The organism is Shinella sp. GW835-FHT14H05, assembly GCF_058793575.1.
The window spans coordinates 1-21,224 of the sequence record NZ_JBXAFY010000002.1 but is presented as its reverse complement, the minus strand read 5'-3'; the positions used below and the strand labels follow the sequence as shown (position 1 = coordinate 21,224).

Sequence of the window (21,224 nt, the reverse complement as noted above, 5' to 3'; positions counted from 1 at the left end):
GGGTTTTATTTTGGAGCAATAGTATTTCCGGTATAGATCAGCTTGGGTCGTCCCGATGCACATCATGCACGGTCATGCCGACGGATTCCGGCGGTTTTTCCAGCCAGCGGCGGTGTTTCAGGGTTTTTCGCGTGTCCTGGTAGCCGGAATCCCAGTGTTCGCGCATCGAGGTGCCGGAGAATTCGTAGTCCTTGGCATCGCTCTCGTAGATTTTCTGCTGGTAGATCAGGTGCACGATGTTGATCTGCGGCACGTCCTCCATGGCGGTGAGGAATTCCCGGTCCGCGTCCGTCAGCGCTTCCGGCGGTACGCGCAGCAGCGCCTGGTGCAGTTTCAGGCGCAGATTGTGGATGCGCCGGAACGTGTCCGTGTTGTTGCGGGTGCGGCTGGAATACATGATGTCCTTGTGCCGGGCGAGCACATCCGCCATGTCGCGGGGCAGGATGCCGCGTGCGCTGAACAGGTCGACCTGGAAGACCAGCGTGTCGCGCACGTCCTCCTGTTCGAGCAGGTATTGCAGCGGCGTGTTGGAGACGATGCCGCCGTCCCAGTAATATTCGTTCTCGATGAGGACCGCGGGGAAGGCGGGCGGGAGCGCGCCCGAGGCCATGACATGCTCGGCCCCGAGCACTTCGATGTGGCTGTCGAAGTAGCGGTAGTTGCCGGTCTGCACATTGACCGCGCCGACGCTGAGCCGCTGGCGGCGATCGTTCAGCACATCCCAGTTGATCAGGCGGTCGAGCGTCGACTTGAGTTCTGCCGTGTCGTAGAAACTGGTCGCCGTGGAGGCGCCGGGCGGCTGGAACCACGGGTTGATGCGGTGCGGCGCGAAGAAGCCGGGAAGGCCCGATGTCATCGTCATCATGGCGCTTGCCTGGTTGCGCAGCTTGCGGAAGACGTCACCTTCCGGCGTGAAGTGCCATACCTTGCGGGCGGAGATCGTCTCCCAGAAGTCGCGCAGCCGGTCGAGCCGGTTGCCCTTGGTGTTGCCGGCGATGATCGCGGCATTCACGGCGCCGATCGAGACGCCGGACAGCCAATTCGCCTCGATGCCGGCCTCGTCGAGCGCCTGGAACACGCCAGCCTGGTAGGCACCGAGCGCGCCGCCGCCCTGGAAGACGAGGCCGACCGCCGGATAGCCGCCGACGATGTCGGCGATATCCGGTGTTTCGGATTTGCGCTTGGGCTGCAACCTGACCTGTTCGTCCATGATCCTGTCCTTCACTCCGGTTCGCCCATGTAATCATGCACCACTTCGCCAAGCCCCAGCGTGAGGTCGGCGACAAAATGCACGGCCGAGACGATCTCCAGCACCGGCAGGCGGGCGACATCGGCAATGACGTGGCGGAAGAGTTGCAGATCGGCCGGGCCAGTCCATGCACCCTTCACGGTGATGTCTTCGAGATGATAGCGCACCAGCTCGCAAATGCGTGGGCTCGCGTCGACATGCGGGATGATCTTGACGAGGAAATTCGGCTTGGCAAGCGAATGGGCGATCTCGCCGGCATCCACCGAGCGGTGCTTGTAGCCCATGGAGGCGCTGGCGCAGAGCACGGAGCCGTAATGCAAGGTGCCGACGATCACCTCGCCCTCATGCACGAGCTTCGGAAAAGCGAGCTTCTTCGGAAAACCCCAGATCTCGCGTCCGCCGGCAATCGGCGCATCGTCGTCGAGATACATGGCGTGCACATAGACGCCTTCTTCGCCCTCGAAGCGGACGGGGATCACCTGTCCGGATTCCGTATAGTCGCCGAAACCGGTCGAGTCCGGCATCTTGATGAACTCGTATTTGACGATCGGATCGACGATTTCCAGCGGCTCCGGCACGACGGCGCGCAGCGCTTCCGGGTCCGTGCGGTAGCTGATGATGACATATTCCCGGTCGATGAAGCGGTAAGGCCCCGGCGGATAGGCCGGGTTGGTCAGCGGCATGGCATAGGCGTTGCGAACGTCTTCGGCTTTCATCTTTTCCGTTCCTGATCGTGAGAAATCCGGCTTGCCGGTCCTATCAATGCGCCGTCCAGCCGCCATCGAGGGAGAGGATCGCGCCGGTCATCGAGGCCGCCTCGGCGCTCGTCAGGAACAGCGCAAGACCCGCGACCTGCTCGACCGTCACGAACTCCTTCGTCGGCTGTGCCTCAAGGAGAACGTCGTGGATGACTTGTTCCTTGGTGAGGCCGCGCGCCGCCATCGTGTCGGGAATCTGCTTTTCGACGAGCGGCGTCCAGACGTAGCCGGGGCAGATGGCATTGACGGTGACGCCGTTGGTGGCGGCTTCGAGTGCCACCGTCTTGGTGAGGCCGGCAATGCCGTGTTTGGCCGCGACATAGGCGGATTTGTAGGGCGAGGCGACGAGCGCATGGGCGGAGGCAATGTTGATGATGCGGCCGTAGCCGCGCTCTTTCATTGCCGGAAGCGCTGCCTTGATCGAGTGGAAGGCGGCGATCAGGTTGATCTGGATGATCGCCTGCCACTTCTCGTCCGGAAAGTCCTCGATGGGGGCGACGTGCTGGATGCCCGCATTGTTGACGAGGATATCGCAGCTGCCGAAGGTTTCGAGCGCCAGCGCGACCATTTCGGCGATTTCGGCGCCGGAGAGCATGTTGGCCGGGGAATAGACGCAGCGCACACCAAAGTCCGCTTCGATCGCCGCGCGTTCCGCCTCGATGGCGCCCGCATCGCCGAGCCCGTTGATGACGATGTTGGCGCCGGCTGCGGCAAAGCGGCGGGCGATGGCAAGGCCGATGCCGCTCGTGGAGCCGGTGACGATGGCGGTTCGGGTATCGAGGGCTTTCGGCTGTGTCGCGTCGTTCATCGGGTTCTCCATCGTCGCGTGGGAGCAGGTCCGCTCTTGCTGCGTGGTTTTGGATCACACCGACATTTCACTGAGATGACAGCGGGTTTTTCGGCAATTGTGACGGAGATTTCCCAATGCCGCCAATATTGTCATCCGCGCGTCAAGCAAGGTTACTAGTAAAGAAATGTCGAATACGCCGACGATAATTTGACGTCTTGATCTTTAGCGCGTTTCCGCGCCCGGCAGTCTGCAACGACTCGCCGGGGCAGCAACGCTTTGTCTTGGTAGTGCGTATTCATGAGGGGCGATTCATGATGAATTTTCTCAGGCCTCCCGCCTGTAATGCCTGGTGCAGGGTCGGATTGGAGTTTTGTTTAGACGCAATTCCGAACGCAAAACCGCTTCGCACTTTTGCTGGAATAGCTTTGGTGCTCGGCGCTTTCACACTTTTCTCCGCAAACGCCCAAGCCGAACCGATCCGCGGTGCCGGCTCCACCTTTGCAGCACCGATCATCCATCTCTGGTCGCGCGACTATGAGGCACTCCGCACGGACGGCGGCGAGTTCACCTCGCCGGACTGGCGCGTTGACTACGAGCCGGTTGGCTCGCTTGCGGGCGTTATGCGCCTCGACCAGCCGGAAACTGATTTTGCCGCGACCGATGCACCGTTGACGGCGGAGGAACTGGCGAAGCGGGGGCTCGCGCAGTTCCCGGTCGTCATGGGCGGCATCGTCGTCGTCGCAAACCTGGACAATGTCGGGGCAGGGGAACTGCGTCTCACCGGTCCGGTCATCGCCGATATCTATCTCGGCAAGGTCACCAAATGGTCCGATCCGGCCATCAAGGCGATCAATCCCGATCTTGCGCTTCCCGATGCGACGATCGAGGTGCTGCGCCGCGAGGACGGTTCCGGCTCGACCTTCACCTTCACGAGCTTCCTGTCCAAGGTCAGCCCGGAATGGAAGGAAAAGGTCGGCGCCGACACGCTCGTCAAATGGCCGATGGGCCGTGGCGAAAAGGGCACCGGCGGTCTGGCAAGCCTGACCACGGCGACGAAGAACAGCATCTCCTATCTCGAATATGGCCAGGTCGTCCGGCTCGGTCTTCCCTTTGCAGCCCTCCAGAACCAGTCCGGCGCTTTCATCCGCCCGGCACCGGAAGCCTTCGAGGCAGGTCTCGCGATGGTCGCCTGGGATGGCGCGAAAGGCTTTTCGGCCGACACGACCAATCTCGCGGGTGAAAAAGCCTATCCGATGGCGGTGGTGACCTATGCGGTCGTGCCGAAGGATCGCGGCGAGGGGCGCATCAACCGGGTGCTCGATCTCTTCCGCGTCGCCTTCAGCCGCGGTGCGGACGAGGCGAGCGCGCTCGGCTACATCCCCGTGCCGTCAGCGCTGGCCGGCCAGATCGAAGCGTACTGGACCGCGAACCTGGGCGCCGTGAACAACTAGGCCCCGGCACGCCGTATTTGCTCCAATAGAAACGAGTATTCCCATGGAAATAGATATCTTCAAGGACGTTCTGGTGCCGGTCATCGGCGGGTTGGGCATCTTCATGCTCGGCCTGGAATTCATGGCCAACGGCATTCAGGCCCTCTCCGTCAATAAAATGCGCGAGTTCCTCGCCAAAGCGGCCGGCACGCCGGTCAAGGGCGTACTCGCCGGCACCTTCATCACCGGCGTCATCCAGTCGTCGACCGCAATGACCGTCATGGTGGTCGGCCTCGTCAATGCCGGGGTGGTGGGGCTCAGGCCCGCCATCAGCGTCATCATGGGCGCCAATATCGGCACGACGCTCGGCAACGGCCTCATCGCGCTGCCGCTAGGCCCGCTCGGCCTGATCCTCGGCGGCATCTTCGCGCTGATCTATTGCTTCGCGAAGAACGAGAAGGTGCGCAACATCGCGCTCGCCTGCATGGGCTTCGCGCTGATCTTCTACGGCCTCAACCTGATGACCGGCGGCCTGCGTCCGCTGCGCAACCTGCCCGAGGTCATGGAACTCCTGCAGACGCTGAAGGCCGACTCCTATTTCAACCTCATCAAGTGCGTGCTGATCGCCGCCGGCGTGACCGCGATGATCCACTCGTCGTCTGCGACGATCGGCATCGTGATGGGCCTCGGTGCTGCTGGTATCCTCGACTGGACGACCGCCGTCGCCTTCTCGCTCGGCGCCGACCTCGGCACCACGATCACCTCGTGGATGGCTTCGCTCAACCTTTCCAAGAACGCCAAGCGCGCTGCCTACGCCCACATCTCCTTCAACATCATCGGCGTCTGCATCACCGTTCCCTTGTTCTTCGTCTCCATCGGCATCCTGGAATGGGCCATGCAGTGGTTCGGCGGCGACCCGGCCGTGCCGGTGCTGGTAGACGGTAAGGAAACCTTCCCGCTCGTGCCGGTGGCCGTCGGCCTCTACTCGACCTTCTTCAACGTCTTCAACACGCTTCTCCTCTTCCCCTTCATCGGCGTGTTCGAGCGCGTCCTGTCGCGCGTCGGCCGCACCGACGAGGAGGACATCGAGGATTATTCGACCCCGCGCTTCCTTGACCGCAAGCTCGCCAACGACTTCGCCCAGGCCGTGCCGGCGATCCAGAAGGAAACCGCGCGGCACCTCCAGGCGGGTGCCATGTTCCTCAACATCGCCCGCGGCGACAAGAAGGCGCCGTCCGATCCCGGCGAGCACTATCTCGCGACCGATATCCTCAGCCGCGACATCCGCCTCTACACGTCGAACCTGATGAAGGAAGACCTGCCCTACGACCAGCTCGACCTTATCGCGAGCCTGATCGAGGAGGCCGACTTCACCGCCGCGCTGACGGAATCGATGCATCAGGTCGCCCGTCGCGTCAGACGTGAAAAGTTCGGCGCGGAAGCCCAGCCGATCGTCGACACCGCGCTCAACAAGCTCGACGCGACATTGCGCAGCATCATGCCGGATTACGGCCTGGCCGATCCGCAGATGCCGGCTGGCCATGTCAACCATCCGGCCGTCGAGGAGTTGCGCGCGCGCACCCTCTCGCTCGGTCCGAATGCGGGTGCCGCCGAACGCGGCACGATCCTGGCTCTGCTAGGCTCCATCGAGCGTGCGGAAATCCTGATCCAGCGTATCGATGCCGAACGCAAGTCGGTCAACCGACAGAGCGTGCTGGCCCGTGCGTCCGTTCGCAAGGAAACCCGCGATCAGTCGATGGGCTCGGGCGGCTTCAGCCCGGTTCCCGCCGAGTGATTTTATGCGGAGGCGCCGTGGCTCACGCCGCGGCGCCTCTTGTCTTGCATGGCTTCCGGGTTGATCTTGTCCACGGGTGCGGTAGCTCTTGCGTCGGCAGTTGAGTCTGGAGAACGGCATTTGGGACAGGAAATCGAACTGAAGCTCGATCTTGCGTCGGAGGCGGCGGATGATTTTCTGGCATCCGGGCTTCTGCCCGGCGAACCGTTGGTGATCGAGCGGCGCGCCGTCTATTTCGATACGCCGGGCGAGGACCTGCGCGCCGCTGGCTTTTCCCTGCGCATTCGCAACGATACCAAAGGGCGCGTGCAGATCGTCAAGGCGGTCGGCGCCAGTGCGGCCAGCCTCTTCGCCCGCCCGAAATGGGAGCAGAAGGTCGAGGGCGACGAACCCGTGCTCGACGACACGACACCGATCCGCGCCTTTCTCGGCCGGCGCATCGATGCGCTGGAGCCGGCCTTCGAGGTCGCCGTCGAGCGGCGCCGCTGGTCGGTGGAGTGGGAGGATGCCCGCATCGAGGTGGCGCTGGACCGCGGCGATATCATTGCCGGCGACCGCCGCACGCCGATCAGCGAAATCGAGCTGGAACTGGTGGAAGGCACGCCCGAAGCGCTGTTCTCCTTCGCCCGCAAGCTTGATGCCGTCGCCCCTGTCCGGCTTGGCGTGCTGAGCAAGGCGGAGCGCGGTTACCGGCTGCTTGCTCCCGCGGCGCGTTCCGTCAAATCCCAGCCCATTGCGCTCACCGTTGACATGACCGTTCCCGGCATCTTCCGGGTGATTGCATATGCGTGTCTCCGCCAGTTCCGCTTGAACGAGATGTTGCTCGATATCCGCGGCGAGGAGGCCGTGCACCAGGCGCGTATCGCGCTGCGCCGGCTGCGCTCGGCGCTTTCGGTGTTCAAGGCGGTGCTGGAGGACGAGGCCTTTCCGCACCTGAAGGACGAGCTGAAATGGCTCGCCGGTCTTCTCGGCGAGGTGCGGGACATCGACGTGCTGATTGCCCGCTGTAAGGACGAGGCGCTTGGCGAAAGACTGGCGCACGCCCGCCATCGCGCCTTCGACGAGGCGATGGCAGCGCTCGCCTCCGAGCGCGCGCGAAAACTGATGCTGGATTTTTCCTACTGGCTTGCCTGCGGCGATTGGCTCAGCCTTACCCACACCCGCGAAATCCGCGAGCGGCCGGTCGGCGATTTTGCCGCCGGCGCGCTCGATCGGCTGCGTCGGAAGGTCAAGAAGGGCGGCCGCGATCTCGTCGATCTCGACGACGAGGCCCGCCATGAGGTGCGTAAGGACGCCAAGAAATTGCGGTATGCCACCGAGTTCTTCGCCTCGCTGTTCGACCGCAAGCGCCAGAAGCGCCGCCGTGGCCGCTTCCTGGCTGCATTGGAAGGGCTTCAGGACCAGCTCGGCACGCTGAACGACGCGGCCGCGATGCCGGAGGTGCTGGCACGGCTCGGCTTCGATGGCGATGCGGCGACGGCCTTCCCCTCCAATGCCATCGAGAACAAGCAGGCCGTGATCAAGGCGGCGGCGGATGCACATGACGCGCTCATCGACACCAAGCGTTTCTGGCGTTAAAGCCGCAGTCTTTCTGCCTGCAAGGAGCCCCCATGACGGTCGTTGCCTCCTACCTTTACCGCGACGGACGGCGCCTGCAGGAAGTTCCGCTCGAAACCGTCGCGATTCCGACCGAGAAGACCGATTTCATCTGGATCGGCCTGCACGAGCCGACGGTCGAGGAACTCTCCGTGCTGAAGGAACGGTTCGGCCTGCACGAGCTGTCGGTCAGCGATGCGCTGAACCCGTTGCAGACGCCGAAGCTCAGCGCCTATGACGACCAGATCTTCGTGCTGACCCAGACCGCGAAGCTCGACAGTGACCGCATCACCTATGGCCGCACGGCAATCTTCGTCGGTGACCGCTACATCATCACCGTGCGCCACGGCTCGGAGCGCGGGCATGGCGAGTTGCGCGGCCGGCTGGAGACCTCGCCGCACACGCTGCGCCACGGCACCGACTATATCCTGCACGCCATCATCGATTTCGTCGTCGACGGCTACCTGCCGATCGTGCGCACGATCGAGGATTCCGTGCTCGATATGGAACGCAAGATGCTGGATTCCTTCCTCGACCGCGCCCAGATCAAGCGCATCTTCCGGCTGCGCCGCGAGGTCATCCTGTTCCAGCGCGTGCTGGATGCCATGCTGGACCTCTGCGGCAAGCTGGTGCATCTCGACCTGCCGTGCCTGGATGTCGAGGCGAAGCCCTATTTCCGCGATGCGCTGCAACACATGCACCGCGTCGAGCAGATGGTGGGCGGCCTTCGCGACGTCATCACGTCGGTCTTCGAGGCAAGCAACCTCTTGGAACAGCAGCGCCAGGGCGTGATCACCCGCCAGCTCGCCTCCTGGGCCGCGATCCTCGCCGTGCCGACAGCGATCGCGGGTCTTTACGGCATGAATTTCGACAATATGCCGGAGCTGAAGACCGAATACGGCTATTTCGTCGTGCTCGGGGTCATCACCGTCTTCTGCGTGGGGCTTTACTGGCGGTTCAAGCGCGCCAAGTGGCTGTAAGGGTGTCACACAGGTGTCAAGCGCGGGGGGTAGGGAGCGATGACTTTCCCGGAAGGATGCTCCCATGAAAAATCTCGTTTCCGCCGTCACCCTCCTCGCAGTTGGCTTTGCCGCCCTCCCGGCCTCTGCCGCAAACCTCGTGCTCTATACCAGCCAGCCGAACGAGGACGCGCAGGCGACCGTCGACGGCTTCATGGCCGCCAATCCCGACATCAAAGTGGATTGGGTGCGCGATGGCACGCCGAAAATCATGGCAAAACTCCAGGCCGAGATCGCGGCCGGCAACCCGGTTGCCGACGTGCTGCTGATCGCCGATACCGTCACGCTCGAGCGCCTCAAGCAGGACGGCAAGCTGCTCGCCTACAAGTCGCCGGAAGCCGCGAACTATGACGCCGCCCTCTATGACAAGGACGGCCACTACTATTCGACCAAGCTGATCACCACCGGCATCGTCTACAACACATCGGCCGGCCTCAAGCCCGCCAGCTGGCAGGACCTCGTGAAGCCGGAGGCCAAGGGCCTCGTCACCATGCCGAGCCCGCTCACCTCGGGCGCCGCCCTCATCCACGCCCAGACGCTGACGGCCGTCGATGGCCTCGGCTGGGATTATTACAAGGCGCTCGCCGAAAACGGCACGACAGCGGCCGGCGGCAACGGCGCGATCCTCAAGGCCGTCGCCTCGGGCGAAAAGGCCTATGGCATGGTCGTCGACTACATGCCGATCCGCGAGAAGGCGAAGGGTGCGCCGGTCGAGTTCGTCTTCCCGAGCGAAGGCGTTTCCGCCGTCACCGAGCCGGTCGGCATCCTCGCGTCGTCGAAGAATGTCGAAGCCGCCCAGAAATTCGTCGACTACGTTCTGTCGGTCGAGGGCCAGGAAGGCTTCGTCAAGCTCGGCTACATTCCGGCCCGCAACGGCGTTGCCATGCCGGAAGGGTTCCCCGCGCGTGACACCATCCGCGTGCTGCCGCTCGACGCCGCCACAGCGCTGAAGAATACGGACGCCGACCTGAAGACCTTCTCCGGTTATTTCGGCTCCAATTAGGGCTCGACGCGGCCTTAACATGCACGGTTACGTTCGCCCGGGAAACAGCCAGCCAGCCTGGCTGTTTCCTTTCATCGTCAGTGTGGTTGTCGTCCTCAGCGTGCTGCCGCTCGCCCGCCTCGCCGTGACCGGCATTACGGCCTTTGCCGATGGCGGGGCGGTCGCGGTGCTGACGGACCGCGCGCTCTGGCAGGCGACCTATTACACGCTGGTGACCGCCGTTTTCGGAACCATCATCTCGGTCTTGATCGGCTCGCTCTTCGCCTTCCTGCTGACGCTCACCGACATCCCGGCTAAGGGGCCGCTCAGCTTCCTCTTCGTGCTGCCGATGATGATCCCGCCGCAGGTGACGGCGCTTGCCTGGGTGCAGATGTCCGGCCCGTCCAGCCCACTCCTGAAAGCGCTCGGCATCGCCCCGCCGCTCGGCTCGCCGCAGCCGCTTTATTCGCTGGGCGGCATCGCGCTGCTCTATGGCGTGCAGCATGCGCCGCTGGTCTATCTTGCGCTCAGGGCCGGGCTGCTCAGCGTGCCGCGCGACGGTATCGAGGCGGCGCGGCTCTCCGGCGCCCCGGCCTTGCGCACGTTCCGGGATATCGTGCTGCCGCTGGCGCTGCCCGGCATGATCGCCGGTGCGGCCATCGCCTTCGTGTCCTGCATCGGTAATTTCGGTATTCCGGCGATCCTCGGCATTCCGGCTTCGATCTACACGCTGGCGACGCTGATCTTCACCAAGTTCGCCGCCTTCACTGACCGCACCTTCGGCGAGGTCGCCGTGCTCTCCGGCGTCATCGCGCTCATCTCCGTGGCGGGGCTTGCGGTGCAGGAGCGCGCGCTTGGCGGCCGCGACTACCGCATTCTTGGCCAGGCAGGCGCCGCGACGAGCTTTCAGGTCGGATGGTGGAAGTTTCTCTTCGTGCCCGTGCTGCTGCTCGTCCTCTTCTTCATGCTCGTCGCACCGTTCTTCGCGCTGCTGGCGGGTGCGCTGGTGCCGGCCTATGGCGTGCCGCTGACGCTCGAGACCATGTCGTTCAACGCCTTTCAGGAAGTGCTGTTGCGCCAGGCGGTGACGCGCACGGCCTTTGCCAATTCGCTCTTTCTCGCCACCGTCACCGCGGTCGGCCTGCTCGGCCTCTCGGTGCTGGCCGGCTACGTGCTGACGCGCCGGCGGGATGTCTTTGCCCGCATCGTCGCGAGCCTCATCGAAATTCCCTATGCGCTGCCGGGCATCATCGTCGCCGTCGCCTTCATCCTCGTCTTCGCGGCACCCCTGCCAGTTTTCAACGTCACGCTCTACGGCACGATCTGGATCATCCTGCTCGCCTATTTCGCAAGCTTCTTCGCCGTCAGCCTGAAACCCGTGGTGAGTGCATATCGCCAGCTTGACCCGGCACTAGAGGAGGCGGCGCGGCTGGCCGGCGCAGGCTTCTTCCGACGCTTGAAGGATATTCTCGTGCCGCTCGTGGCGCCCGCTGCCGGCGCCTCCGTCATCCTGGTCTTCCTCATCGCCTGCAACGAACTCACCGTCTCCGCCCTTCTCTGGTCGGCCGGCACCCAGACGCTCGGCGTCGTTATCTACAATCTCGATGACAGCGGCGGTTCCGATCTCGCCTCGGCGCTCTCCGTGCTCGTCGTCCTCATGGTCGTCGTCATGATGCTGCTCTTGGAATGGCTGGCGAAGCGCCTGCCGAAGGGAGTGGTGCCGTGGCGAAGCTGATCCTCAACCACGTCAGCAAGCAGTTCGGCACCGGGAGACCTGCGGTAAGCAGTCTGTCGCTCGATGTGCGCGAGGGCGGTTTTCTTGCGCTGCTCGGCCCGTCGGGCTGCGGCAAGACGACGGTGCTGCGCATGATCGCCGGTTTCGAGGCGCCGAGCGACGGAGCGATCTTCCTCGGCGAGCGCTTGCTTGCGAATGCCGCGCAATCCCTGCCGCCCGAGCGGCGCAATATGGCGATGGTCTTCCAGTCCTACGCGCTTTGGCCGCATATGAGCGTCGCCGACAATGTCGGCTATCCGCTGAAGGTGCGCGGCGTATCGCGAGAGATCTACCGCAACCGCATCCGCGAGGCGCTGGATACGGTGCGGCTCGCCGACCATGCCGAGCGCCGGCCGGCAGAGCTTTCCGGCGGCCAGCGGCAGCGGGTGGCGCTGGCACGCTGCCTCGTCACCGAGCCGGATGTCGTGCTGCTCGACGAGCCGCTCGCCAATCTCGACCGGCATCTGCGCCAGGAGATGGAGGAGACCTTTCGCGACTTTCACCAGCGCTCCGGCGCCACGATGGTCTATGTCACACACGACCAGGGCGAGGCCATGGCGCTGGCCACCGACGTCGCCGTCATGTCGGAGGGCAAACTGCTGCAGGTGGCACCGCCGGAAGAGATTTACGCCCGCCCTGAAGGCCGCCTCGTCGGCAGCCTGATCGGTCGGGGCTCGGTGCTTTCGCTCCATCTGGCGGACGGCCTGCCGCGAAAGCTCACATGGGAGGAACTTCGTCCGGCGCTCGGTTCCCCAGCGCTTGGATCGGCGGCGGATATCCTCGTACGGCCGGAGGATATTCTGCTTTCGGGCGAAGGCATCGCGACGCGGGTGCGCTCCTCGCTTTACGAAGGCGAGCGCTACAGCCTGGTGCTGGAACTCGAAGACGGCCATATCCTGCGCGCCTTCAGCCGGCACCGGCCGCACGCGGGGGACATCGTTCATGTGACGATCCACTCGGCCTGGCGGCTTTAGCGCTGGCTCGCGGTGCAACGAAGACGTGAGGTTAATACCACCATGAGAGGCCGGCGCGAGGCCGGTTGCAACCGGCTTGCGTTTTTGCCGGCCTTCGCTCAAGTTCCGCATCCGAAGTCATGCCGCGGGCGGTGGCATGGTGTCGTGTTTCCGGTGTGGACGGATGGTGGAAAGTGATCAATGCCGTGAGCGACATGCAATTCGGACCGTTCACGATCGCGCCGGGCCGGCGGGCGTTGCTGCGCGATGGAAAGCTCGTACCGCTCGGCAGCCGCGCCGCCGACATTCTCATCTTCCTCGCTTCCCATCCGGGTGAACTGAAGACCAATGCGGAGATCGTCCGGCATGTCTGGCCGAACACGTTTGTCGAGGAGGCCAATCTTCGGGTCCATATTTCTGCACTCCGCAAGGCGCTGGACGATACCCAGAAGGAACCGAAGTTCATCACGAACGTGCCGGGCCGCGGTTATACGTTCATCGCCGATCTAGCGCCGCCCGCTTCGCAAACGCCACAATCCGCGCCAGTGCCGGTGGGCGTTCCCGCCGGGCCGCGCATCTTTGGCCGCGAACAGTCGATTGCTCTCATCGCCTCACAGCTCGTGCGCTCCCGCCTGCTGACGATCGTCGGACCGGGCGGCATCGGAAAGTCCACCCTCGCCCGGGCCGTGGCCGCGGGCGAGGGGCTGGCGGGGAAGGTTTTGTGGGTCGATCTTTCCGAGGTTGCACAGTCCGGCCTGGTTGCGACGTCAATTGCCTCGGCGCTTGGAATCCTCTCGCGGACGGAGGATCTTGCCGGGGATATCGCGCGCCACCTCGCCGAGCACGATATCCTGGTGGTGCTCGATAGCTGCGAGCAGGTGGTCGACGGCGCTGCTGCCCTTGCGGAGGCCATTTTGCGCGGCGCGCCGGCCACCCGCATCCTGGCGACGAGCCGCGAACCGTTGCGGGCGGATGGCGAACGCGTGCACCGGCTGCCGGCGCTCGAACTGCCCACGACGGCAAGCCACGCCCGCGACGCGATGATGTCGCCGGCGGTGCAATTGTTCGTCGAGCGGGCTGATGCCTGCCTCGGTAGCTACGAATTGTCCGACGCGGACGCGCCCCATGTCGTCGATATCTGTGCGCGGCTCGATGGCATCGCGCTGGCGATCGAGCTTGCGGCCGGGCGGCTGGAAACGATCAGCATTCCGGGCCTTGCGTCGTCCCTGTCCGACTGTTTTCGCGTGCTGACGCGCGGCCGGCGCACCGCGTTGCCCCGGCACCAGACGCTGCGGGCCACGCTCGACTGGAGCTACACCATCCTGTCGGCGCAGGAAAAGACGGCGCTGACGGAACTCTCGGTCCTGCGCGGCTGGTTCAGCGGTGAGGCCGGCATGGCCGTGCTTTCAGGAAACGAGGGGGAGGATGACCTTGCCTCCCTCGTCGCAAAGTCTCTCGTGGTGGCCGATCCGCATGCGATCGGCACGCGCTATCGCCTGCTCGACACGACGCGCATCTATGCCGCCGAGAAGCTTGTGGCTGGCAACGGGACGGACGCGGCGATGGCGCGGCTCGCGGCCTATCTTCAGAGGCGTTTCGAGCGGGCCGAGCAGGAGCTGTATTCTGCCGCCGTGGCGGAGTGGTCGGAGGATTTCGCGTCGCAGATGGCGAACCTGCGCGCGGCACTCGACTGGGCCTTTTCGACGACCGGCGATCCGCTGCTCGGCGTGCGGCTGACGGTGGCGAGCCTGCCGCTGTTCTTCCGCCTGTCGCTGCTCGATGAATGCCTCGTGGCGGTCACGCGGGCGATCGCCTATCTCGAAGACCGCCCCGGCCTGGACGAGCGCAGCCGCATGAAGCTCTATGCAGCGCTCGGCTGGCCGCAGATGCGCGCCACCGATGCGCCCGAGCACGGCATCGCGGCCTGGTCCACGACGCTCAGGATCGCCGAGGAGATCGGCGATGCCGACCATCAGTTGCGGGCGACCTGGGCATTGTGGGTCGATGCCATCAATCGTGCAGAACCGCGGCTCGGTATGACGTTTGCCGAGAAATTCGGCGTGCTCGCCCAAGCATCGGCGGATCCGATGGACGCGATCATCGGCAAGCGGATGCGTGGCGCCACGCTCCACTGGCTGGGCCGCCACCGGGAATCCCGCGACGAGTTGCGGCAGATGCTGCGCGACTATACGAGCCTGCGGGCAGGGCAACATTCCATCCGCTTCCAGTTCGACCAGCGCGTCACCGCCCGCATCATACTTGCCCGGGCGATGTGGCTGCTGGGAGACGAGGACGGCGCGCTGCGGGAGGTGCAGGAGACCGTCGATTACGCCAGCGAGATCCGCCACACGCTCTCGCTCTCCAACGTGCTGGCCGAGGCGGCGTGCCCGCTGGCGCTGTTGTCGGGCCGGGATGACCTCGCGGTCGGCTACATTGCGTCGTTGCGGGAGCACACCAAGGCGCTGTCGCTGGATGTGTGGCACGCCTATGCCGATTGTTTCGAGGCGGAACTCTTGCTGCGGGCAGGGCGGGCGGAAGAGAGCAGCCGACAGCTTCGCGCCGCGATGGCAACCCTTGAAGGCGCAGGCTTCACCCTGTTCCAGACCTACTTCCAGTCCATCGCCGCGCTGGCCTTGAGTGAACAGGCCCAGCATTCGGAAGCCGCGCGACTTGTGGACACCGCGCTCGAACATTGCCGCCGGTCCGGCGAGCGCTGGTGCCTGCCGGAGCTTCTTCGGGTGAAGGCGCGCGTGGTGCTTGCTACGGGTGGGGAAGGGGCGCTTGCCCGTGCCATGGAAAATCTCGACCGCGCCGCGGCGGCGGCTACGGAGGACGGCGCGGTCGCCTGGACGCGCCGTATCGACCGGGATCGGCGCACGCTCGGCGCCGCCATCGGCGACTGAGCGGATTTGCACCGATTTACAACTCTCAACTCGTCCTCCCGCCGTGAAGCCACGATGATGCGGCGAGAATGGGAGAGTGGAATGACCGAAATGCCCTTCATCCAGCGTTTTGTGATCCTGATCGTGGAGGATGAGGGAGAACGGCCTGATGTTGGCCTGCCGTGGATCGCGCCGGCCTATTATGCCTTCCGGGACATGGGCGTCGAGGTGGCCATCGCCACACCGCTCGGCGGTCCGCCGATCCTCACGACCCTGCGGGCGACGGCGGATGAAAGTTCCGCGGTGGAGCGGTTCAAGGCGGACAGGAACGCCCGCGACGAACTTGCCGACACGCTGAGCCTCGACCAGATCGTCGTGGAAGACTTCGAGGCGGCCTTCTGTATCGGCTTTTCGGGGCGGGTATGGGCGGATGAGGACCGCGCGGTCGCCGCTTTCGTGCGCTCGTTCCTTTGCGCGGGAAAGCCGGTTGCCCTCGTTCCCGGCAAATATGCGCTGGTCACGCCCGAAGGGGCCGGTGCCGGGCTGCTGATCCTCGGCGACAGCGAGGCCTCGCCGCTGCATGCGGCGCGTGCTCTGGTCCATCTGGTCTGCGAGATGCACGCCGCACCCTGACATTCAACGGCTTTAAGGACGCCGGGAACGACGCTAGACTGCGCTTACTGCACGTCGCCTTTGCATCGATTTACGACGCTTTACTCGTGTTGCGGCTTCGTCTGCGTCACCTTGATTTTCGTCAACGAGACGCGGGCAAAGTCCGCACAGGAGGGAAGCCATGAATGAATGGGCCACCGCCTTTCCGGTCGCAGCTACGCGCCGCGACCTTCTTCTTGGAGCCGCAGCCACCATCGCGGCGCTTGCACTTCCGACATATGCCGACGCGCAGACATCGAACACCAATCAGGACGAAACGAAGGACACCGCCATGCCTTTCATCAAAATCGCCGACGACGTCGAAATCTATTACAAGGACTGGGGTCCGAAGGACGCGCAGCCCGTGGTCTTCCATCATGGCTGGCCGCTTTCGGCCGACGACTGGGACAACCAGATGATGTTCTTCCTCGAAAACGGCTACCGCGTCATCGCCCATGACCGCCGGGGCCATGGCCGCTCCAGCCAAACCTGGACCGGCAACGAGATGGACACCTACGCCGCCGATGTCGCGGCGCTCACCGATGCGCTCGACCTCAAGGACGCCGTCCATGTCGGCCATTCGACGGGCGGCGGCGAAGTCGTGCACTATGTCGCCCGCGCCAAGAAGGGACGCGTCGCCAAGGCGGTCATCATCGGCGCGGTGCCACCGATCATGGTCAAGTCCGAGACGAATCCGGGCGGCCTGCCGATCGAGGTCTTCGACGGTTTTCGCGCGGCACTCGTCGCCAATCGCGCCCAGTTCTTCCTGGATGTGCCCTCCGGCCCGTTCTACGGCTTCAACCGGCCGGGCGCGAAGGTCTCCGAGGGCGTCATCAACAATTGGTGGCGGCAGGGCATGATGGGCGGCGCGAAGGCGCATTACGATTGCATCAAGGCATTCTCCGAGACCGATTTCACCGAGGACCTCAAGGCGATCGACCTGCCCGTGCTCGTCATGCACGGCGAGGATGACCAGATCGTGCCGATTGCCGACTCCGCCCCGCTCTCGGCAAAACTGCTGAAGAACAGCACGCTCAAGACCTACAAGGACCTGCCGCACGGCATGTGCACGACCCATCCGGAGATCATCAATCCCGATCTTCTGGCATTCATCAAGAGCTAGTCCGACCGGCTGCCGCGCACGCCGGGCCATCGGTCCGGCGTGCACTTTTCAACAATACGAGGAAGAGGAGATTTCGAATGCCAAGGAAAACCGCAATGGTGACCGGAGCCTCCTCGGGGATCGGCGCCATCTATGCCGATCGCCTCGCCCGGCGCGGCTTCGACCTTTTGACCGTCGCCCGCGACCGCGGTCGATTGGAGGAGCAAGCGGCGCGCCTTGCCGCAAGCCATGGCGTTCAGGTGAAGCCGGTTCCGGCGGACCTTTCCGGTCGTGAGGGACTGGAAACGGTGATCGCGAGGCTTCGGGAAGACGCAGGGCTCACCATGCTCGTCAACTGTGCGGGGAGTGGCCCGAAAGGTCCGGTGCTGCAATCCGAAACCACGGGCCTTGCCGCCATGGTGCATCTCAATGTCGATGTGCTGCATGCCCTGACGGTGGAAGCGGCGAAGGCCTTTGCGGCGCGCGGCGAGGGGGCGATCATCAACATTGCCTCGGTCGTGGCGCTGATGCCCGAGCGGTTCAACGCGACCTATGTCGCCAGCAAGGCCTTCGTGCTCGCCTTCACCCAGGCGATGGCCGAGGAGTTGAAAGGGCAGGGCACGCAAATCCAGGCAGTGCTTCCCGGTTTCACGCGCACGGAAATCTTCGAGCGCGCCGGCATCGACATCAACGTCATCCCCGCCGACATGATCATGGGGGCGGAAGAGATGGTGGATGCCGCATTGGCAGGTTTCGATCGGGGAGAGCTCATCACCATCCCGTCGCTCGCCGATGACGGACTCTGGCAGGCTTTGGAAACTGCCCGCCACGCGCTCGGCCCCCACCTGTCGTTGAAACACGCGGCACCGCGATACGGCGTCCCTGCCGAAGCGGTGTGACGCGGCGGAGCGAATGACGGACCGGTTTTTCAAAGGAGATTTGTCATGTCCGCCTTCGAGTTTGGAAATATCCAGGCCACCCGCAGGCAGGTGCTCGCCGGCGCGGCAGCAGCGGCCGTTTCTCTTGCCCTGCCGCGGAATGTTCTGGCCGCTCCGGTCCATACATTCTCGCACGGCGCGTTCGATATCTCGGTGGTCAGCGACGGTTCTATCATGCTGCCGCCCGAAGTTCTCCTGCCCGATGCGTCGGCCGAGGAGCGCGTCGATTTCCTGAAGCGTCTCGGCGGCGACGCGAAGGGCGCCGCGGTGCAGGCGAATATTCCGCTGATCCGGCACGGACAGGACCTCATCCTAATCGACACTGGTTCGGGAACCAATTTCCAGCCGAGCGCGGGGCGCCTGGCGGAGAACCTGAAGACGCTCGGCGTGCTGCCGGAGCAGATCACCAAGGTCGTCTTCACCCATGTGCATCCGGATCATTCCGGCGCGACGACCACAGCGGATGGCAAGGTGCTTTATCCGAACGCGCACTATTATGTCAGCGAAGCGGAATGGGCCTTCTGGATGGCCGACGATTTCGAAGCCCGCCAGCCATCGGCGCTTCACGGCTTTGCGAAGGGCGCAAGGCGCGACCTTTCCGCTGTCGAAGATCGCCTGACGCGGGTGAAGCCGGGCGATGAAATCCTTTCCGGCATGGCCTTGGTGTCGACTCCGGGCCATACGCCTGGCCATATGTCGGTGGAGATCGCCGGCGACGGAAACCTGCTGGTCACGGGCGATGCCTGCACCAGCGACACGGTCTTCTTCGAACGGCCTGACTGGCATTTCGGTTTCGACACCGAACCCGAAATCGCGTTGAAGAGCAGGCAGATGCTGCTCGACCGCGCATCTTCGGAAAAAGTGAAGATGCTCGGCTATCATTGGACCTATCCGGGCGTCGGATTTGCGGAGCCCGCCGGGCAGGCCTACCGGTTTGTCCAGGCATAATCCCGGGTTTCAGGATTTGCCTTTCTGCGCCTCGATGAGATCGTGGATGCGGCTCAGGCCATGGGCCGTGCGGGAGGACGTATGCCGCCATACCATTAGGGACGCGGATAGGAGCGTGCCTAAGCAGAAAACCCAAGGCCCCAGGAACCAGAGGATGGCGGCGAAGGTGAAATAATAGGACCGAACGCCCTTGGAGAAGGTCCGCAGCGCCGGATTGACGACGGAGGTCAGGGCATCCGTCCAGGCATCGAGATCACGGTCCTCGTTCTTGGACGGGCTGCTGCCGATCGCCGCCAGGCAGTAATTCAACTGGCGGACGGCCCAGACGAAATCCGAAAGCCCGCGCAGGAGCGTCCCGAAGACCAGCAGGATTTTCGTCTGGAGAAGCCAGGCCGGCGTGTCGCCCGCAAAGGTCGCGATCAGCCCCGTTTTGCTGAACGATGCGGGATCGATAGACAACGAGCCCACCACCGCCATGATGACCAGCAGGTTGGCCGAGGCGAAGAACGAGGCCGAGTTGATCGTGTGCCCGAGAATGGCGGCATCCCCGATGAAGTTGGTATCGCGCGTCAGCACTTCCCGCATCCAGGCCCGCCGGATCGCCTCCATGTTGCGGGGAATGCTGTTCTTGCGCTTGGTGTATTCCAGCCATGGTTCCAGGGAGACCCAGACCAGCAAGAAAAACGCGATCGCGCCTATGTCCTCGAGCGGCATCTCTGGTCGGTCGTTGCCGCCCCCTGTTTCCCCGATGCCGACTGTGGCAAAGAATTGCCGATTGCTCAATCCTCGCTCCACAGTTCGGCGGGCAGGGCGGCGGCCGTCAGCGGGCGTCGTGGAAGATGATGCCGACGGTGTGGCGTTTGCCGGAGCGCACGCGGCTGACACCGTGGCGGAGATTGACACGATAATTCCCCTTCGTTCCCTGCACCGGGCGGTTATGCACCGCGAAGGCCACTGCATCGCCCTGGCGCAGCGGTACGACCTCCACCCGGCTTTGCATGCGCGGCCGCTGTTCGGTCAGCACGAATTCGCCGCCGGTAAAGTCGCTGCCGGGCTCCGAAAGTAGGATTGCCACCTGGATTGGAAAGGCGAGATCGCCGTAGAGATCCTGATGCAGGCAGTTGAAATCACCGGGGCCATATTGCAGCAGCAACGGCGTCGGCCGCATTTGGCCGGCGTCATGGCATTGCTGAAGGAACGGCGCGTGCTCGCCGATATAACGCTCCGCGATGCCCATGCGCTCGTTCCAGGCATTGGCGACGCTCGCAAGGCGTGGATAGAGCGCCGTGCGCAGGCTGCCGAGAAGGTCGGGTAGGGGATATTTGAAGTAGCGGTATTCGCCCTTCCCGAAACCGTGCCGCGCCATGACGACGTGACTGCGGAAATGGCTTCCATCGGGATAGAGCGCCGCAATCCCGCGGCACTCCTCCGGTGTCAGCAACTTTGGAAGGACCGCACAGCCGAAACCATCCAGCTCGCCGGCAAGCGCTTTCCAATCATACGCGGCGACCCGTGCTTCGGCAGACGTCGCGACGCTCATGCCATGGCCTCCTTCCGGAGGAGTTTGCGTTTGCGCTCGATGCCCCAGCGATAGCCGGCGAGTTCGCCGTTTGCACGCAGGACCCGGTGGCACGGAATGGCGAGCGCAAGCGGATTGGCGGCGCAGGCAGTGCCGACGGCTCGCGGGCTTGCGAGCGGGCTGATCCAGCCGGCCAGTTCCCGGTAGCTCACCGTACTGCCGACGGGAATCGTCCGCAGCCTTTCCCACACGCGCCGCTGAAACGGCGTCCCGCGCATGTCGAGCGCGAGAGGGAGACCCACAGCAGGCTCCGCGATGAAACGCAGCACCGCCTCCATGGCCTCTTTCACCGCAGCTTCGCCCGGGACGAGCATCGCCTGCGGGAAACGATGGGCGAGATCCGCCATCAGGTCTTCGGCAGTGTCGCCGATGAGGATCGCGCAAACGCCCTTGGTGCTCTGCGCCAGCAAAACCTTGCCGAGCGTGCAATCGGCGACAGCGTAGGAAAGAATATCGGCCGTCTTCACCTTCGGTGCGGCCCGTAACGCCTTGTTGGTGATCATGAGGTTCATCGTCGTAACTCCTTGTTTGTCTTGGAGATCGACACTAGGACGCATGATGTCGCAGCAAACTCCGATCCTTGCTGTCAAATCGAGAAATTCCCCCAAGGCGTGGCGAAGCGGTGGGCAGACCGGGCAGAGATAGGCTGTTGCATCTCTCATATGCCGCGCTGAGAATAGGGCGTACCCAGATACAGATAGTGTGGCGGGAGAGTTGAAATGTCCGCCGGTTTGCAAAGTAGAAATGTCCGTAAGGCGCTCTCCGGCACAGCGGCCAG

Annotated in this window: 18 protein-coding genes; 12 read left to right on the top strand and 6 right to left on the bottom strand. The window is 64.0% G+C overall.

Going from position 1 to position 21,224, the window contains the following annotated elements; all coding sequences use genetic code 11:
- Positions 1-37: 37 nt before the first annotated feature.
- Genes AC1Q6Z_RS07540 through AC1Q6Z_RS07530 form a run of 3 tightly spaced genes read right to left on the bottom strand, consistent with a single transcriptional unit; the run spans position 38 to position 2,815 of the window.
- Positions 38-1,210, bottom strand: a complete 1,173-nt coding sequence (locus tag AC1Q6Z_RS07540) for a patatin-like phospholipase family protein (RefSeq protein WP_435265037.1) — start codon at positions 1,208-1,210, stop codon at positions 38-40.
- Positions 1,211-1,221: 11 nt separating this feature from the next.
- Positions 1,222-1,965 (bottom strand): acetoacetate decarboxylase, encoded by a 744-nt coding sequence (locus AC1Q6Z_RS07535; protein WP_256114460.1) that lies wholly within the window; start codon positions 1,963-1,965, stop codon positions 1,222-1,224.
- A 43-nt stretch (positions 1,966-2,008) separates the two neighbouring features.
- Positions 2,009-2,815 (bottom strand): 3-hydroxybutyrate dehydrogenase, encoded by an 807-nt coding sequence (locus tag AC1Q6Z_RS07530; RefSeq protein ID WP_492647281.1) that lies wholly within the window; start codon positions 2,813-2,815, stop codon positions 2,009-2,011.
- 410 nt (positions 2,816-3,225) lie between these two features.
- Here AC1Q6Z_RS07530 and pstS point away from each other — a divergent pair, with 410 nt between their 5' ends.
- The 12 genes from pstS to AC1Q6Z_RS07470 all read left to right on the top strand — a co-directional run bounded on the left by pstS (position 3,226) and on the right by AC1Q6Z_RS07470 (position 18,867).
- Positions 3,226-4,248, top strand: coding sequence for a phosphate ABC transporter substrate-binding protein PstS (gene pstS, locus AC1Q6Z_RS07525; RefSeq protein ID WP_492647280.1), 1,023 nt, complete (start codon positions 3,226-3,228; stop codon positions 4,246-4,248).
- Between the two features lie 43 nt (positions 4,249-4,291).
- Positions 4,292-6,022, top strand: a complete 1,731-nt coding sequence (locus tag AC1Q6Z_RS07520) for a Na/Pi cotransporter family protein (RefSeq protein WP_492647279.1) — start codon at positions 4,292-4,294, stop codon at positions 6,020-6,022.
- Positions 6,023-6,142: 120 nt separating this feature from the next.
- Positions 6,143-7,600 carry a CYTH and CHAD domain-containing protein gene (locus AC1Q6Z_RS07515; RefSeq protein WP_492647278.1) on the top strand — a complete coding sequence of 486 codons (1,458 nt, stop codon included), beginning with the start codon at positions 6,143-6,145 and terminating at the stop codon, positions 7,598-7,600.
- Between the two features lie 32 nt (positions 7,601-7,632).
- Positions 7,633-8,598 carry a magnesium and cobalt transport protein CorA gene (locus AC1Q6Z_RS07510; RefSeq protein WP_256114451.1) on the top strand — a complete coding sequence of 322 codons (966 nt, stop codon included), beginning with the start codon at positions 7,633-7,635 and terminating at the stop codon, positions 8,596-8,598.
- Between the two features lie 64 nt (positions 8,599-8,662).
- Positions 8,663-9,640 carry an ABC transporter substrate-binding protein gene (locus AC1Q6Z_RS07505; protein WP_492647277.1) on the top strand — a complete coding sequence of 326 codons (978 nt, stop codon included), beginning with the start codon at positions 8,663-8,665 and terminating at the stop codon, positions 9,638-9,640.
- Positions 9,641-9,659: 19 nt separating this feature from the next.
- Entirely contained in the window at positions 9,660-11,354 is a 1,695-nt protein-coding gene (locus tag AC1Q6Z_RS07500; RefSeq protein ID WP_492647276.1) for an ABC transporter permease, read from the top strand.
- Positions 11,342-12,367: an ABC transporter ATP-binding protein gene (locus AC1Q6Z_RS07495; protein ID WP_492647275.1), complete on the top strand. Its 1,026-nt coding sequence runs from the start codon at positions 11,342-11,344 to the stop codon at positions 12,365-12,367. Before AC1Q6Z_RS07500 ends, AC1Q6Z_RS07495 begins: the two co-directional genes overlap by 13 nt.
- Positions 12,368-12,561: 194 nt before the next feature.
- Positions 12,562-15,249 carry an ATP-binding protein gene (locus AC1Q6Z_RS07490; RefSeq protein WP_492647840.1) on the top strand — a complete coding sequence of 896 codons (2,688 nt, stop codon included), beginning with the start codon at positions 12,562-12,564 and terminating at the stop codon, positions 15,247-15,249.
- Positions 15,250-15,330: 81 nt separating this feature from the next.
- Positions 15,331-15,861, top strand: a complete 531-nt coding sequence (locus AC1Q6Z_RS07485; RefSeq protein WP_492647274.1) for a type 1 glutamine amidotransferase family protein — start codon at positions 15,331-15,333, stop codon at positions 15,859-15,861.
- Between the two features lie 160 nt (positions 15,862-16,021).
- Positions 16,022-17,002 carry an alpha/beta fold hydrolase gene (locus tag AC1Q6Z_RS07480; RefSeq protein ID WP_492647273.1) on the top strand — a complete coding sequence of 327 codons (981 nt, stop codon included), beginning with the start codon at positions 16,022-16,024 and terminating at the stop codon, positions 17,000-17,002.
- 77 nt (positions 17,003-17,079) lie between these two features.
- Positions 17,080-17,880 (top strand): SDR family NAD(P)-dependent oxidoreductase, encoded by an 801-nt coding sequence (locus AC1Q6Z_RS07475; RefSeq protein ID WP_492647272.1) that lies wholly within the window; start codon positions 17,080-17,082, stop codon positions 17,878-17,880.
- Between the two features lie 45 nt (positions 17,881-17,925).
- Positions 17,926-18,867 carry an MBL fold metallo-hydrolase gene (locus tag AC1Q6Z_RS07470; RefSeq protein ID WP_492647271.1) on the top strand — a complete coding sequence of 314 codons (942 nt, stop codon included), beginning with the start codon at positions 17,926-17,928 and terminating at the stop codon, positions 18,865-18,867.
- A gap of 9 nt (positions 18,868-18,876) precedes the next feature.
- On the opposite strand, the gene AC1Q6Z_RS07465 is transcribed toward AC1Q6Z_RS07470, so the two are convergent.
- The 3 genes from AC1Q6Z_RS07465 to AC1Q6Z_RS07455 form a co-directional block, all read right to left on the bottom strand.
- Positions 18,877-19,581 carry a DUF599 domain-containing protein gene (locus AC1Q6Z_RS07465; protein WP_492647839.1) on the bottom strand — a complete coding sequence of 235 codons (705 nt, stop codon included), beginning with the start codon at positions 19,579-19,581 and terminating at the stop codon, positions 18,877-18,879.
- A 106-nt stretch (positions 19,582-19,687) separates the two neighbouring features.
- Positions 19,688-20,407: a 2OG-Fe(II) oxygenase gene (locus AC1Q6Z_RS07460; protein WP_492647270.1), complete on the bottom strand. Its 720-nt coding sequence runs from the start codon at positions 20,405-20,407 to the stop codon at positions 19,688-19,690.
- Complete coding sequence (locus AC1Q6Z_RS07455) at positions 20,404-20,958, bottom strand: methylated-DNA--[protein]-cysteine S-methyltransferase (protein ID WP_492647269.1); 555 nt, start codon at positions 20,956-20,958, stop codon at positions 20,404-20,406. Before AC1Q6Z_RS07455 ends, AC1Q6Z_RS07460 begins: the two co-directional genes overlap by 4 nt.
- Between the last annotated feature and the right edge of the window lie 266 nt (positions 20,959-21,224).

Bases quoted from the DNA above. Each gene is read 5' to 3' on its own strand.
- AC1Q6Z_RS07520 (WP_492647279.1), top strand. From the start codon at position 4,292: ATGGAAATAGATATCTTCAAGGACGTTCTGGTGCCGGTCATCGGCGGG.
- AC1Q6Z_RS07540 (WP_435265037.1), bottom strand. From the start codon at position 1,210: ATGGACGAACAGGTCAGGTTGCAGCCCAAGCGCAAATCCGAAACACCG.
- AC1Q6Z_RS07485 (WP_492647274.1), top strand. From the start codon at position 15,331: ATGACCGAAATGCCCTTCATCCAGCGTTTTGTGATCCTGATCGTGGAG.
- AC1Q6Z_RS07475 (WP_492647272.1), top strand. From the start codon at position 17,080: ATGCCAAGGAAAACCGCAATGGTGACCGGAGCCTCCTCGGGGATCGGC.
- AC1Q6Z_RS07535 (WP_256114460.1), bottom strand. From the start codon at position 1,965: ATGAAAGCCGAAGACGTTCGCAACGCCTATGCCATGCCGCTGACCAAC.
- AC1Q6Z_RS07510 (WP_256114451.1), top strand. From the start codon at position 7,633: ATGACGGTCGTTGCCTCCTACCTTTACCGCGACGGACGGCGCCTGCAG.
- AC1Q6Z_RS07505 (WP_492647277.1), top strand. From the start codon at position 8,663: ATGAAAAATCTCGTTTCCGCCGTCACCCTCCTCGCAGTTGGCTTTGCC.
- AC1Q6Z_RS07480 (WP_492647273.1), top strand. From the start codon at position 16,022: ATGAATGAATGGGCCACCGCCTTTCCGGTCGCAGCTACGCGCCGCGAC.
- AC1Q6Z_RS07470 (WP_492647271.1), top strand. From the start codon at position 17,926: ATGTCCGCCTTCGAGTTTGGAAATATCCAGGCCACCCGCAGGCAGGTG.
- AC1Q6Z_RS07465 (WP_492647839.1), bottom strand. From the start codon at position 19,581: ATGCCGCTCGAGGACATAGGCGCGATCGCGTTTTTCTTGCTGGTCTGG.
- AC1Q6Z_RS07530 (WP_492647281.1), bottom strand. From the start codon at position 2,815: ATGAACGACGCGACACAGCCGAAAGCCCTCGATACCCGAACCGCCATC.
- AC1Q6Z_RS07455 (WP_492647269.1), bottom strand. From the start codon at position 20,958: ATGAACCTCATGATCACCAACAAGGCGTTACGGGCCGCACCGAAGGTG.
- AC1Q6Z_RS07500 (WP_492647276.1), top strand. From the start codon at position 9,660: ATGCACGGTTACGTTCGCCCGGGAAACAGCCAGCCAGCCTGGCTGTTT.
- AC1Q6Z_RS07490 (WP_492647840.1), top strand. From the start codon at position 12,562: ATGCAATTCGGACCGTTCACGATCGCGCCGGGCCGGCGGGCGTTGCTG.
- AC1Q6Z_RS07460 (WP_492647270.1), bottom strand. From the start codon at position 20,407: ATGAGCGTCGCGACGTCTGCCGAAGCACGGGTCGCCGCGTATGATTGG.